The organism is Leptospira montravelensis (assembly GCF_004770045.1).
Taxonomy (GTDB): Bacteria; Spirochaetota; Leptospiria; order Leptospirales; family Leptospiraceae; genus Leptospira_A; species Leptospira_A montravelensis.
The window spans coordinates 1-14,017 of the sequence record NZ_RQFO01000004.1 but is presented as its reverse complement, the minus strand read 5'-3'; the positions used below and the strand labels follow the sequence as shown (position 1 = coordinate 14,017).

Below are 14,017 nucleotides of genomic sequence, written 5' to 3'. Positions count from 1 at the left end.
GGGACAAACTATGAAAATCAATTATACCTGGAAACACTTAGACCGCTCCGAAGCCGCTGAAAAATATGCGGATGAAAAACTAGAAAGAGTTACAAAATACGTTCAAAAAATCGTATCCTGCGAAGTATCATTTGAAGCCATTCATGGAGAAATTAGCTCTAACTTAAAGTTACACGCTGATGGAACCAATTTTAACGCTCACAACCAAGACAAAGATGTATATGTTTGTATCGATGGATTGGAAGACAAAATCCTTTCTCAAGTAAGCAAACACCACGATAAAAAAAGCCAACACTAATCTCTAATATGATTCAGAAGTCGGAAGAAGCACTCACTTATCTTTCTAATGGTGAGTTTGAAACTGCTAAGTCTCTCTATTCCGTACTTCTGGACAGGGATCCACTTGACCTTGCCTCCATCAGTGGTTATTATATTTCCAGTTTTTGGGACCATAGACTTGATTTAATTCTAAAAACCAGAGAAGGAAAAGAAAGAGGCAAACTCCTCCTTGGATTTTTTGCCGATTTTGAAACAGAAATCCGCAAACGTGGATTTCAAAATACAGAAAGTTTTTCAGTGACCCAAGATTGTATCCTTAAAGAAGCAAGAGACCACCTAAAACTTGCCTACCAATGGGAAGGTGCCAATGCTCTCGACAAAGATTTGTTACGTGACCTTGCCATCTGCCTCATTAAAATTAAAGATTATGGAATGGCATTAGAAGTATTACTCTATGGAGGGAATAAACAATCTCCCGTACTTCAGTATTATTTAGCCGAAACTCAAGTGATGACAGGAAATGAAAGAGAAGGAATCGAAACCTACCGCACCGCTTTCTTAAATGATCCCCAACTTTTTCCCCATACCATCGTTCGTTGGCCGCCTCTTCTCACTCTCATCCAAAAAGCCATTGAAATGACTACCAAAGAAGACGAAATGAAGGAACTGGTTCCCGTCCTTGCTTGGAGAGAAGGAATCTTTCGTCCTCTTGTTAAAAAAGACGAAACCACGATCCAAATTTGGTTTTCTGAACTAAAAAGACTGGCAGATAGTAAAGAAAGAAGTGGGGGAAGTTTTCGTTTGGAAGCAAGAATGGAGCAGTTTGCTTTAGCCATTTTGCATTCGGCAGACGACATCCGTTCTCGGGACGCCGTCCAATTTGCAAAGGGATTTGTTTAAAATCTATCTTTCGACAGATTCAATTAAAAGACGAAGTTCATCTGCAGCAGACTCTCTTCCTGTTTTTTCATAATACAATTCTAATTCACGAAGCCCATACACAGCACCGGGAGCGGAACGTAAATGATCCAATAACTCACGTTTTTGGAAGGATTCGTTTAGATCAAGACTGGTAGGTTCATTTTGGTAGTTGTTTTGTTCAATCACAACACCAGCACTGTCATTCCCCGCAAGAGTAGGCTCTTGGGAATTGCGAGTGGCAAGAACAAACACTAGGCTAATTGCCATCACCGCAGAAAAAGAATATTGAACCGTTCGGTTTTCGATTAAATCGCGAAAAGTGAAGGAGATCTTTTGGTTGGGTTTGTCAAAGGTGACGGATTCTAATAGGTTCAGGAGACGTGTGTCAAAGTCTTGGGACATTCGCGGAAGGATGGTATCTTCCTTTTCCTTAACCCTTTGAAAAAGAGAACAAATCTTATTTTCCAAAACTACATTGTCTGTCTCATCTGTAAAGAGACCCGGATATTGTGAACGAAACCAATCTTTTAAACTCATAAACTTATTTTTCAAAGAACCCTTCTCCCTTTTCGTCTTTCTGGATGAGGTGCTTCAAAAACTCCTTGGCCTTGAAGAGACGACTCTTAACCGTACCTACATTACATTCCATGATTTCAGCAATTTCGTTATACGAAAGATTTTCGAAATAACGAAGTTCCAAAACCTGTTTGTAGGAATCTTCTAAGAGTGCAATCTTATCCATTAGATAACGAGACTCTTCAGAAAGTTCCAATTTTTTTTCATATCCGACACGAGAATCCACAAATTGGTTATCTCCCGAGTCATCCATAGGTTTTTCCCTACCTCTTTTCTTCTTGGCAAGTAAATCCTTGGACTTATTCACCACAATGCGGTAGAGCCAGGTATAAACTCCGGCCTCAGCGCGAAAGTTTTGGATGGATTTATAACCGGAAATCAGGGCGTCTTGGACGATATCCTCCGCATCGTCTCCATCTTTTACCATAGAGACAGCTTTGCGGAACAATCGTTCCCGAAATGGGGACACTAAGGTCATGTAGGCAGTCGGATCCCCTGCTTTGATTTTTTGGAGGAGGATTTTTTCCTTCTCCCGCAGGGTCATATTTTTGCCTTCTAGGGGGCGTGGCATGAGGCCTAGAATTTCGAATCCGAGAATTCTATCAATGTTTTTCGGTTCTTTCTTCTGGCTTAGATCCTATGAAACATCGTTTCTAGATCTTTTCTTGTGAGTTTGATGAGAGTTGGCCGACCGTGGGGACAAAGGGAGGGGTTTTCACAATAGGACAATCTTTGTAACAATTCCCCGATGATGGGATCCGAGACCTGGTCTCCTTTTTTGATGGCTGAGCGACAGGCCACACATTTGGCCATTTCATCATAGAGTTCTTTGTCTTCCGGGTCTTTTTGTTTGAACCTTTCCCATAAATCCAAAATGGTTTCGGTTTCTTTACCGGGATCGATATAAGATGGGACTTCTCGGATGAGAATGGTGCCCCCGGAAAATGGTTCCAGAGTGATCCCGAGTTCGGAGAACCTATGTTTTTCTTCTAACATTTCTTCCGCTTCTTCTTTCGTGAGTTCTAAACGAATGGGTGTGAGTAGGCTTTGGGATTTATAGGCTTTGGACTTTAGGTCTCGCAAAACTTCTTCGTAACGAATCCTTTCGTGGGCTGTATGTTGGTCGATGATATAAAGCCCGTCCTCTGCTTCTGCGAGAATGAAGGTTTCAAATAAAACTCCGTAGTGTTTTTTTGGGACAAACAAATTGTGCTTGGTAAGATTTTCACCTAATAAATGCAAGTTGGTTCCAGCACCAATTCCTTCTAATGAAAACCCTTGTCTTCCTTCAATGGAACTTGGACCAATGAGTGACTCACCCTCTGTTTGGAGATTCCCAAACATCCCTTGGCCAACACCAAACCCAAATCCAGGGCCACCGAATCCAGATCCAAAAGTTGATTCCCCTCCCCGATTTTCATAAGGAATGGGCATAGAAAGTCGTCGGCGCATTTCTAAAAATTCCACAGGGGTCGAGGTCCGTAGAACTTCTGTGATCCCTTGGAATAGAATTCCTGTGATGGTTTCTTCAGATAAAAACCGAACTTCCTTTTTTTGGGGATGGACATTCACATCCACAAACTCACGAGGGAGATCAAAAAATAAATAGGCGTAAGGAAAGGCACCACTAGGAAGGAGTTCCCCGTAACAACGTTTGAGAATTTGAGCTGAAAACTTTAATTCCACAGAACGGTTGTTTACAAAGAAAAATTGTCCGGTGCGAGACGATTTATAAAAATCAGGATGAGAAATCCAACCACGAAGGGTCATCCCATTCCGACTGGAATTCACTGGTAATAGGTGGTCACGTAAGTTTTCGCCATAAACAGATAACACTCGTTCTAGGCCTTCTTCTGGAACCACATTCAAAACTTCCTTTCCATTCTGCAAATACCTAAATCCAATACTCGGTTCAGAAACTGCCATCGTTTGGACGCGGGCCCTGTTTTTTTTCTCTTCCCCGGTTTCGGTTTTTAAGAATTTTCGCCTAACGGGAGTATTATAAAATAAATCTTTGATTTCAATTTTGGTTCCCAGAAAAAAAGGAATCTCTTCTTCTTTTACGATTTTTCCCTCTTCCACTGTGACTCGGTAAGCGGTGCGGTTTCCCTCAGTACCAGATTCCAAAACCATCCGAGATACAGAAGCAATGGAGGCAAGAGCCTCTCCCCGAAACCCAAAGGTAAAGAGATGTTCTAAGTCATGGAAGTCTTGGATTTTGGAAGTGGCATAACGTTTGATGGCAAGAGGCAAATCCTCTTTTTGGATTCCATGTCCATTGTCGGAGACAAGGATACGTCCAAAACCTGCTGAATCGGTAGCAATTTCAATTTTGCTAGCACCGGCATCGATAGAATTTTCGATGAGTTCTTTGAGGATAGAATGGGTAGACTCAATCACCTCTCCGGCGGCAATTTGGTTGATAAGATCCGCCGAAAGTGAATGAATGATGCCCATAGGACAATCATGGGATAGGGAACCTCCCTATCCAGAAAAAATTACAGAGAATGGCAAGAAGAACAGGTTCCTGTCACCACGATATCCACGTGTTTGACTTGGAAACCTAGGCTTTGCAGATCCGCATCATCACTGAGTTTTAGAGGAGGTACGTCCAAAACCTTCCCACATTCAGTGCAGAGCAAATGCGAATGGTTGTCCAAAAAGGCATCATAACGAACCGAATCCGATTCGATATTGAGTTTGTTTACCATCTTGTGTTCTACCAAGTATTCCAAGGAATTATAAACAGTAGCAAAACTGATTTTGTCAGCCTTTCCTCTTACCGATTCAAAAACCATCTTTGCTGTGGGGTGGTCTTTTCTTTCTCTTAGGTCGTTAAAAATTAGTTCTCTATGTTTTGTGAGTGCTTTCATACAAATCCCTTGACCCAAGTTCACCTACAATTTATCAGTCGGTCAAATGGAAATTGGATTTTAGAATCCTTCCAGAAATTGATATTTGTCAATACGGAGGCTTTATGCCGGCATCGATAGACCAATTTAAAACTTCACTTTCTCTTTGGGCCAGTGGCGTTTGTGTGATTACATATGCATCATCGAATAAAAAAGGAGGAATTACTGTTTCTAGTTTTTCTTCTGTTTCCTTAGAACCGCCGTTAGTTTTATTCTGTTTGGCAAAAGATTCCAGTGCCAAAGAACCCATCGAAAAAACGGGAAACTTCGTGGTGAATATTCTTTCTGCTGAACAAAAACAAATTTCCGCTGATTTTGCTTCTGGTTCCCTGGACAAAGCGGTTGTTTTGGAAGGACTAAAACCAGGAACACTTTCTACCGGTGCACCGGTTTTACCGGATACCTTGGCCTCACTTGACTGTACAGTGAACCAAACTATTGATGCCGGGGACCATTGGATCCTCATAGGTCTTGTGGAGGCAGTGGTCACGAGAGAAGGTTCTCCCCTCCTCTACTTCAATCGAAATTATAGGGAACTCGTTTAAGGAATCAGTATGGAAAAAGAGAAAGTGAATCTGGAAGATGCAAAAGAACATGGTCTTACGGAAACTGAATTTGTAGAAATTCAAAAGATCTTGGGAAGAATGCCTAACTCCACAGAACTGGGAATTTTCTCCGCCATGTGGTCGGAACACTGCTCTTATAAAAATTCAATTTTAAAATTAAAAACCCTACCGACAAAATCGGATAAACTCCTCGCTCAGGCAGGAGAAGAAAATGCGGGAGCGATGGATATCGGCGACGGACTTGCCGTTGTCTTCAAAATCGAAAGCCACAACCATCCAACAGCGGTAGAACCTTACCAAGGTGCGGCCACTGGTGTTGGTGGGATCATGCGAGATATTTTTACAATGGGAGCTCGTCCCATCACTTCTCTCAACTCACTTAGGTTTGGTGATCCAAAAGAACCACGTAACAAGTATTTGCTTACTCGTGCTGTCAAAGGAATCGGAGACTATGGCAACTCACTTGGGATTGCTGTAGGTGGTGGCGAATTATTCATCCATCCCACGTTTACCAAAAATCCACTGGTCAATGCCATGACTGTAGGAATTGCCCGACATGACCAAATGGCCTCTGCTTCAACCAAAGGAAAAGTAGGATACAAAGTTTACATCGTGGGTGCCACAACGGGTCGGGATGGGATCCACGGGGCCAGTTTTGCCTCCAAAGACCTAACCAAAGAATCCGAAGAAAAAAGATCCGCCGTGCAAGTCGGTGATCCCTTTATGGAAAAACTTCTGATGGAAGCCTCTCTGGAAGCCATCCAAAAGAATCTCCTTGTAGGAATCCAAGATATGGGTGCTGCCGGAATATCTTGTGCAACATCCGAGATGAGTGCCAAAGGAAAAACCGGAATGGATGTGGACTTAGACAAAGTCCCTCTCCGTGAATCGGATATGAATGCTTACGAAATTATGTTATCCGAATCCCAAGAACGAATGCTTGTCATTCCAGAAACGGGAAAAGAAGAAGAACTAGTTTCTATCTTTCATAAATGGGGCCTAAATGCCGTGGAAATAGGAACGGTTACCGGTGACGGAATCCTTCGCATTAAAAAAGACGGAAAACTCAAAGCAGAAATCCCAGCCGACTCACTGGTCCTTGGTGGTGGTGCTCCCAGGTATGTGAGAGAAGAAAAAAGACCGACTTACCTCGATGAGGTAACAAAGTTTGATCCAACAAAAATAAATGACTTATCCAAAGACACGGTTTCCCAAACTCTAAATACCCTCCTTGCTTCTTTAAATATCAGTTCGAGGCGACCTCTCTATGAGCAGTATGATACAGAAGTGGGACTTGTGAAAGTGGTAGAACCTGGTGAAGACGGAGGCCTTGTACGCATCCCTGGAACTAAAAAAGGAATTGCTGTCGCAACAGACTGTAACTCGCGTTATACCTATCTAAACCCATACGAAGGGGCACAAATTGCTGTATGTGAATCTGCAAGAAACGTAGCCTCTACGGGTGCAGAACCTTACGGAGTCACAAACAACCTTAATTTTGGAAACCCATACATCCCAGAAAACTATTATATCTTTAGTGAATGTGTGAGAGGACTTGGGGATGCATGTCGTTTTCTTGGCCTTCCCGTGACCGGAGGAAACGTATCCTTTTATAATGAATCTCCAGAAGGACCTGTGTTCCCAACACCTACCATTGGTATGGTGGGAGTGATTGATGATGTGGCAAAAGGCCTTCACACCTACCCGCGGACAGAGGAAGAAGTTTTGTATGCCCTTGTGGGAGAATTCCAACCAACAATTTCGGCATCAGAATACCTTTACCGTTTTCATGGTCTAGATACGGGAAAAATTCCGAATATTTCTCTCGCCAAAGAAAAAGCAAGTATTGATACACTCATCTCTTGTCGCAAAGAAGGACTTCTCACTTCCGCAAAAGATCTGTCACTCGGTGGACTCCTTGTAGCACTTGCAAAAATTGTAATTTCCGGAAATAGAGGATTGGAAGTAAACCTAGAAGAACTTCAGAAAAGATTCAAACGGCTCGACGAACTTTGTTTTGGTGAAACAGGAGCATCCTTTGTGATTAGTTTTCTTGTGAAAGACGAAGAGAAAGTCAAAGCAAAATATACCCAGGCGGGACTTGGTTTTTCAACTTTAGGTAAATCCAATTCTAAATCCTCTCTTTCTGTTAAAGGAAATGGATTCCAATGGGAATGGACTTCTAAATCTTTAGAGACAGAATTTGAATCTGGTCTAAAAACCTATTTCGAATAGACAAAACTAAATTTTTAAATAGGATAGGCCGAATGCGCCTATCCTTTCTTATTCTTGTTTTTTTACTACTCTGTATCCAATGTACAAGCATCGCCAAACGACAAGAATATGAAGAATCTCTCCGTGCATACAAAAAAGCTAACCTAGAAAAAGCCATTGATTACCTTCCCACAGAAGAAAGGAAAGGTTTTATTGCCGTTCTGGAGCGGGCGCATTTAGGTTTTTTAAAAGGGGAAACAAACTACAAAACCTTAGAAAAAATTGCGGAAGAAAGTAAAGAACGCCTTCGTTTTAGTGCCTCAAGATCGCTTAAATCTTTTTTCTATATGGAAACTGAGGAAGGATACTATGCCTCCGAAGCAGAAATTATTTACCTACATATCCTTCTTGGTTTGTATTATGTAAGGGTGGGAGAATATGAAAAAGGAAAAATCCAAGCACGTTTCGCCGGGAATTTACTCAGTGGTGAGTGGAGTGCCGAAGGCCAATTTGATGATCCCACCTTGCGCCTATTACTCGCCTCTCTTTGGCTCTCCACAGGTTCCATTGATGAGGCAAAGGTAGATTTTAGAAAAGCAAGCCAACTCAAACCCCAATCGACTGCCCTTCGCGCAATGGCAAACGAAAGGTACGACAAAAACGAAGAATTCATTTTGATTTTTGGTGGACCAGGTGCAGAACCAGAAATGGATCCGTCGGTGAATCTTAACTTCATCCGAGGCCTAAGAAATCTAAAATTCCGTTTATCTGGTAAACAATCTTCACTCACACTCGTCGATGGTGAGAAAAAATCTGCACTTGTTTTAGAAAAAGATACCCTTGGTTGGTATCAAAGACACCTAACACGCGATAATGAAATTTCCGAACTCATCCAAGATTCTAAGTATTTTCAACTGGTTTCTGCCAGTGCCTTAAAAGAAGGAACCAAGGGAACGGTGAAAGTCACAGGTGCCATCCTTGCCAGTGCTACCATTGTTGCCTTTGGTGCCGGTGTTGCTTACTTAGGTGCCGAAGCACATTCGGGTGATGCTATCGGAATGGGAATCGTCATCATGGCCTATGGTGTTAAACTCGGTGCCGATTGGATTGCTACTACTTACGATGATGCAAGAAGGAATATGAAAAAAGATTTAGATGTCTCCGACGAATACCGTTATGTTCGTTTTTTTCCAGAATATGTTTGGATCGGAAAATCAAGGTCTGCTCTCATCTCACCAAAACTTCAAATGAATCCTGAAACCTTACCTTATATGCTAAGTCCTGCTTTGGGAAAAGTAAAAGTTCGATTTGGTTTTTTCCCAGACATTCAGAGGCCATAACCTTCTACTTTACTTGTTTTTAAAAAGTTGGTTTGTTCTGACCAAACAATTTGATTGGTCTCCATACTGACAAGAAATAGTGTCACTGTAATGTATTGGATGCGAGACCCCGATTCGAAATTTACCACTTCATTAATTTCACCTTTTATTTTATGAGAAGGTGATTTAAACTTTCCTACCGCCAAACGCGAATCAGTTGAAACCATGCCCGTTTTTCCAAAAGCCATCTCGGCGCTTGCTTCCTCTCGAATGGAAGTATCCACAAACGGAATTTTATCTTTTGTAAGTTGATTTAAAATTTCATTACTAATGAGTTTTGTATCAATATGTTCTGAGGTAGAATTTTGGATTGCCTTCCACTCTAAATACCCAGATTTCAAATCTGACTTATAATAGTTAGATAAGGAATGGCTCATACTACGAGCCGTTTCTTTTACTTCCAAAACTCCCCACTGTTTGGTGGCCTTGGCTTTGTCTATTTTTTGGTAGGAAACAGAAGAGCAGCTAACAAATAAAAATGAAAAGAAAATGAGAAATAATAAAAGGCGCATTGGGGAGAGTTTGGTGGGGGTTCGTGAGTTTGGCAAGAAAGATTGTGTGAATATAGTATCCCCGCCGGATCTGAGGGTGGGGAACTAGACCCGCCACCCAATGGTTCACACTTATCACGAACGGCCAAATTTTGCCACCCCATTCGACACCTCGAAAAAAATTTGATTCAAAAAGTTCATATTTTGACTCACGCCCTTTTTTCTTTGTTTAGGGGCGCCTCCACTCTGTTAGTGGAGTTGAATCAATCCCCAAAAGGGACCGGGCACACTTCGGGGTCCGCATTCGCTCCCGTCTGGCCTTGGGCCAGACCAAGCCCTTCGTAGCCCTGGCGCAGGAGAAACCATTTGTATTTGCAAAATTGTAAGCTCCCACCCCAAATATTGTCTTGAAACTTTCCCTTCGTTTACGATACTTCTGGATTAAATTATGAGTAAATTTTTAATTCGTTTTAGTTTCTTCCTTATCCTGGTTGCCCTTTTGTTTGCGGGTTATACTTGGCTCACTCTCCAGTGGAGTTACTCCGAGGGAGACCGTGCCGGATACATCCAAAAACTTTCCAAAAAAGGTTGGATTTGCAAAACTTGGGAAGGGGAAATGGCCCTTGTCACAATGCCAGGAACAATGACAGAAAAGTTTTTCTTCAGTGTTCGTGATGAAGCCATTGCGGAACAATTGAATGGATCCATTGGCAAACGAGTGGTTTTGGAATATGAAGAACATGTGGGAGTTCCCTTTAGTTGTTTTGCCGAAACAAGTTACTTTGTAACTGGAATCAAAACCGTCCAAGAAGTTCCCCCACTCTAAGTCCTAGCCTTTTTTCGCTAGAGGCCCACAAGGCCTCTAGAATATTCCCACTCCCATACTCATTCCCGATCATACAAATTACACTTTACATATTTTTACTACACATATAAATAGTAATTATGGATCTAACGGAACAATCTCAAGTTTCAACCAATGTCTACGAACCCATTCAGACTTGGAACCAGAGGGATTTAGGTTTACTGACCGGAGAGAGAGGAATGTACCGCCTCGCTCATTTTTGGCAATATGCCCTAGTTTGTTCTGGGTTTCAAGTTTTCAACTTAGACTGTGCCATTCGGTTCAACCCCTTCACCATTGCTGAAGAAACCAGAAAACAATATTTACAACCAGAACCGTTTTTAGAACAAATTAAAGTCCAAAGAGCTTTCACCCCCTATCAAATCTTAGATGCACTAAAAACCATCCTTACCACAAAAGAAGAAAACACCATTTACTTTCTGTTAGCTCCTTGCAAACAATTTTTAGATGGGGATGTCAAAGAAGACGAAGGCCTGTTTTTGTTAAACTTGATGTTACAATTAATTGAAAAATTTCCTAACGAAGATGTTCCCCTACTCATCATCGAATCCTGGACCTATTCCCACAAAAACTTTCAACTCTTTTTTCCCAAACTACTACGCACCACACAAAACCTCTGGGAATTAAAAACAGACAAAGGCCTTTCTCGCATTCGTACAAGAAAAACTTCAATTACAGGAATATAATATGGGAAGAACCATTGCCCCCTATTCTCGCCAGATGTTACAAATAGAAGAGAACTTATCAGACTTTCGAAGGTCTCTCCGCAAACAAGACCAAGAAATCTTCGATGATCTCATCAGAATCTCCAAATTACAAGTGCAAGCTGGTGTTATGGCCTCATTGCCATACCCCATTGACTCGATGATCCTAACCATGCTTATCGATTTAAAAAAAGAAGTGAACGAAATTAAGAAAGGCCTAAAAAAAATCCCAGACAAATGACTACAATAAAACAAAAAAATTATGGAAACATTCAAAGGTTACCTGTTTGATATCTACCACTCAGAACAAAAAATTTACCTTTGGTTAAGGTCTCTTGAAGGAGAGCTAAGATTATTCTCCGATGAGTTTTTACCAACAATCTATATTGACGCACCCCAAAACATTCTCCAAAAGTTAGTCAAACGATTCTATGAGTTGGATGCCTTAGCAGAAATTCCAACCTTTGTAGAAAAACAACTGTTTTATGAAAATAGAACAGTTTCTGTACTAAAATTAGTAATCTCCAAACCACAACTCTTACCAAAAATCACCCAAAAACTTTTTTATCTCTATGGAAAATACGATATCTATCACTCAGATATAGAAATTACCACAGGTTATATGGTAGAAAAAGAAATTTACCCACTGGCATATTTAGAAGTCAGCTATGAAACAAAAAATGCATTAAACCAAATCAAAAAAATTCAAAGTTTCACAAATATCACAGACTTAGATTACGAAATCCCAAACTTCAGAACTGTTTCTCTTTACCTAGAAAAAAGCCACAGGATTCCTCTTGGGAATAATACACTCATTGTAGAAACTCATTCCGACAAGTACAAACTACCCACAAATGATTCTAAAAACTTAATCCAAAAATTAAATCAAATCTTTATAAAACATGATCCCGATATTGTTCTCACAGCCTACGGCGATCAAATCCTATTTCCTTACCTCTTCAAAACTTCACAAGACAACCACCTAACAACAGAATTTGATAGAGATAAAACAAGCATCATCAGGCGCTCCATACAAACACAAGGAACTAGCTTCAATACCTACGGAACCATCGTATTCAGAGCCCCCAGTTACCCACTTTTTGGTCGCTGGCATATTGATTCAAAAAACGGTTTTGTTTATAAAGAAGCCGACCTTATGGGAATCATCGAACTGGCTCGAATCTCTCGTTTACCAATCCAAAAAATGGCAAGAGCATCCACAGGAAAAGCTCTCACTTACATTGAAGTCGATGTGGCCTTAAGATTGAACTATCTTGTTCCTTGGCAAAAAAGTGCATTAGAAGCCCCAAAAACAGCATTGGATCTTTTAAATGCCGACAAAGGTGGGTTAGTTTTTCAAGCAGACATTCAAAACGGTTTTGTATTAGAAAATGTGGCTCAATTAGATTTTTCTCAAATGTATCCCAACGTAATGGTGACACACAATATATCTCCCGAAACCATCAACTGTTTATGTTGCCAAGATGATTCCGAAATCGAAAGAGTTCCTTCCCTTGGATATAGAATCTGCAAAAAAAGAAACGGAGTTGTTTCTTTGGCACTAGCGCATATCATCGAACGTAGGACTCATTACAAAAAACAAATCAAGGACAAAAACATTATCAATAAACATTACATCGAACAAAAACAATCCAGTTTAAAATGGATGTTGGTTACCTCTTTCGGTTATCTGGGTTACCGGAATGCAAAATTTGGAAAACTAGAAAGCCATGAAGCTGTCACCGCTTTCGGAAGAGAAAAATTACTTATGGCAAAAGAAATTGCAGAAGACCAAGGTTACAACTTAGTACATGCCATTACCGATTGTATCTTCATTCAAAAAAAAGACAAATCACCCATTAACGAAAAAAACCTCTTAGAAATTTGTGAAACGATAAAACAAAAAACAAAAATAACAATGGAAGTGGAAGGTATCTTTTCTTGGTTATCTTTTCCACCATCCACTCAAGATGAAAAAATGCCAGTTGCTAACCGTTATATGGGAAGGTTCATCAGCGGCCACTTCAAAGGAAGGGGAATTGCCATTCGAAGAAAAGACTTTCCTCGTTACATAAAGGTAGCACAAGATGAAATGATTCGATGGATGTGTCAGTTTGAAACCATAGCGGAAATGCAATCACATGAAGATGAAATTTTAGAAATCTTCAAAAAATTTGATACCCCTCTTTCAAAAGGAGAAGTTCACTGGAAGGACCTCCTTATCCTCAGATCCACATCTCAAGATCCAGAGGGTTATAGTGTCGATGCCCCGAGTGCAGTGGCAGTCAAAGACCTTTTAGAAATGGGAATTCATGTCCAAGCTGGTGAAAAAATTCGTTATTTGGTAGTAAACAAACAGTCGGAACGAAAAGGAGAAAGATACAAAACAGAAGAAAGAATAGAAACAAAATACCAGACAAACATTCTGATCTACGACAAAAACCATTACCGAAAATTATTACTTTCCTCGTTCAAAGAAATCTGGATAAGCATCGCAACTTTCAATAACTTTAATGAACTCATTAGCGACGAACCGTTATTACCATTTCAATTTTAGAACCAAACAAAAGAAAAAATGAAATCCATTACAATATGCAAATTTACTTTTATTGCATGAATCGAAAAAAAAATCACAAAATACAAAATAAAAAAAGCATGTTAGATGAGAATTTCTAAAGCCGATTTAAAAAACGTTTGCACTCACCCCATTACAAAAAAGACTCAGATTCGTTTTTCACCTACTGGGACTCAGGGGGCGGAGCTACGCCCTAACAAAAATAAAAAAACCAAAACTATAGATTATGTCTCATAATAAATCAGCAGAATAAAACCTTAATATAGCAGAAAAAAGTAGCAATTGTGCGAATAAACGAAATACAGAAATTTACAAAAAATAACTGATAACACGTCAACAAAATCTGAGCAATACTCAACATTGATACGCTATTCAATAAGCAACTGAAATTGTATATTAAACGAAGAAGAACTCCAGAAACTAACCCAATATCGACATTTAACTAAAACAAAAATAGGTGTCGTTATATGCAATGCCCTAAAAATCTATACTATGAACGAATTCCAACAAGTTCTATATAAACAATTTGATAAGA

At 40.3% G+C, this 14,017-nt stretch carries 14 protein-coding genes; 9 read left to right on the top strand and 5 right to left on the bottom strand.

The genetic code is table 11. The annotated features are described in order from the left end of the window. The first annotated feature begins 10 nt into the window (after positions 1–10). Together hpf and EHQ31_RS00875 are read left to right on the top strand one after the other, a co-directional pair. A complete protein-coding gene (gene hpf / locus EHQ31_RS00880; RefSeq protein WP_135568664.1) occupies positions 11–298 on the top strand; it encodes a ribosome hibernation-promoting factor, HPF/YfiA family in 288 nt (95 codons plus the stop codon). Between the two features lie 8 nt (positions 299–306). Next, on the top strand, positions 307–1,179 hold the full coding sequence (locus EHQ31_RS00875) for a hypothetical protein (RefSeq protein ID WP_135568662.1): 873 nt from the start codon (positions 307–309) through the stop codon (positions 1,177–1,179). Positions 1,180–1,182: 3 nt separating this feature from the next. On the opposite strand, the gene EHQ31_RS00870 is transcribed toward EHQ31_RS00875, so the two are convergent. Genes EHQ31_RS00870 through EHQ31_RS00855 form a run of 4 tightly spaced genes read right to left on the bottom strand, consistent with a single transcriptional unit; the run spans position 1,183 to position 4,649 of the window. Continuing rightward, a complete protein-coding gene (locus EHQ31_RS00870) occupies positions 1,183–1,737 on the bottom strand; it encodes an LIMLP_12425 family protein (protein WP_135570902.1) in 555 nt (184 codons plus the stop codon). A gap of 4 nt (positions 1,738–1,741) precedes the next feature. Beyond that, a complete protein-coding gene (locus tag EHQ31_RS00865) occupies positions 1,742–2,347 on the bottom strand; it encodes an RNA polymerase sigma factor (RefSeq protein WP_004784002.1) in 606 nt (201 codons plus the stop codon). 59 nt (positions 2,348–2,406) lie between these two features. After that, on the bottom strand, positions 2,407–4,233 hold the full coding sequence (mutL, locus tag EHQ31_RS00860) for a DNA mismatch repair endonuclease MutL (RefSeq protein WP_135568660.1): 1,827 nt from the start codon (positions 4,231–4,233) through the stop codon (positions 2,407–2,409). A gap of 41 nt (positions 4,234–4,274) precedes the next feature. Then, entirely contained in the window at positions 4,275–4,649 is a 375-nt protein-coding gene (locus EHQ31_RS00855; RefSeq protein WP_135568658.1) for a Fur family transcriptional regulator, read from the bottom strand. A gap of 104 nt (positions 4,650–4,753) precedes the next feature. Between EHQ31_RS00855 and EHQ31_RS00850 the strand changes: the two genes are divergently transcribed. The 3 genes from EHQ31_RS00850 to EHQ31_RS00840 are packed head-to-tail and all read left to right on the top strand — an operon-like array spanning position 4,754 to position 8,808. Next, on the top strand, positions 4,754–5,233 hold the full coding sequence (locus EHQ31_RS00850; RefSeq protein WP_135568655.1) for a flavin reductase family protein: 480 nt from the start codon (positions 4,754–4,756) through the stop codon (positions 5,231–5,233). 9 nt (positions 5,234–5,242) lie between these two features. Next, complete coding sequence (purL, locus tag EHQ31_RS00845; protein WP_135568653.1) at positions 5,243–7,489, top strand: phosphoribosylformylglycinamidine synthase subunit PurL; 2,247 nt, start codon at positions 5,243–5,245, stop codon at positions 7,487–7,489. Positions 7,490–7,521: 32 nt separating this feature from the next. Further along, positions 7,522–8,808, top strand: a complete 1,287-nt coding sequence (locus EHQ31_RS00840) for a hypothetical protein (protein ID WP_135568651.1) — start codon at positions 7,522–7,524, stop codon at positions 8,806–8,808. On the opposite strand, the gene EHQ31_RS00835 is transcribed toward EHQ31_RS00840, so the two are convergent. Next, complete coding sequence (locus tag EHQ31_RS00835; RefSeq protein ID WP_135568649.1) at positions 8,796–9,359, bottom strand: penicillin-binding protein activator LpoB; 564 nt, start codon at positions 9,357–9,359, stop codon at positions 8,796–8,798. The two genes, EHQ31_RS00840 and EHQ31_RS00835, sit on opposite strands and share 13 nt — an antisense overlap. Before the next feature lie 427 nt (positions 9,360–9,786). Here EHQ31_RS00835 and EHQ31_RS00830 point away from each other — a divergent pair, with 427 nt between their 5' ends. The 4 genes from EHQ31_RS00830 (at position 9,787) to EHQ31_RS00815 (ending at position 13,464) form a co-directional block, all read left to right on the top strand. After that, positions 9,787–10,164 carry a hypothetical protein gene (locus EHQ31_RS00830; RefSeq protein WP_135568648.1) on the top strand — a complete coding sequence of 126 codons (378 nt, stop codon included), beginning with the start codon at positions 9,787–9,789 and terminating at the stop codon, positions 10,162–10,164. 119 nt (positions 10,165–10,283) lie between these two features. Continuing rightward, positions 10,284–10,889 (top strand): P-loop NTPase family protein, encoded by a 606-nt coding sequence (locus EHQ31_RS00825; RefSeq protein ID WP_135568646.1) that lies wholly within the window; start codon positions 10,284–10,286, stop codon positions 10,887–10,889. A gap of 1 nt (position 10,890) precedes the next feature. After that, complete coding sequence (locus EHQ31_RS00820; RefSeq protein ID WP_135568644.1) at positions 10,891–11,148, top strand: DUF8156 family protein; 258 nt, start codon at positions 10,891–10,893, stop codon at positions 11,146–11,148. Positions 11,149–11,169: 21 nt separating this feature from the next. Beyond that, complete coding sequence (locus tag EHQ31_RS00815) at positions 11,170–13,464, top strand: DNA polymerase domain-containing protein (RefSeq protein ID WP_135568642.1); 2,295 nt, start codon at positions 11,170–11,172, stop codon at positions 13,462–13,464. Positions 13,465–14,017: the final 553 nt, after the last annotated feature.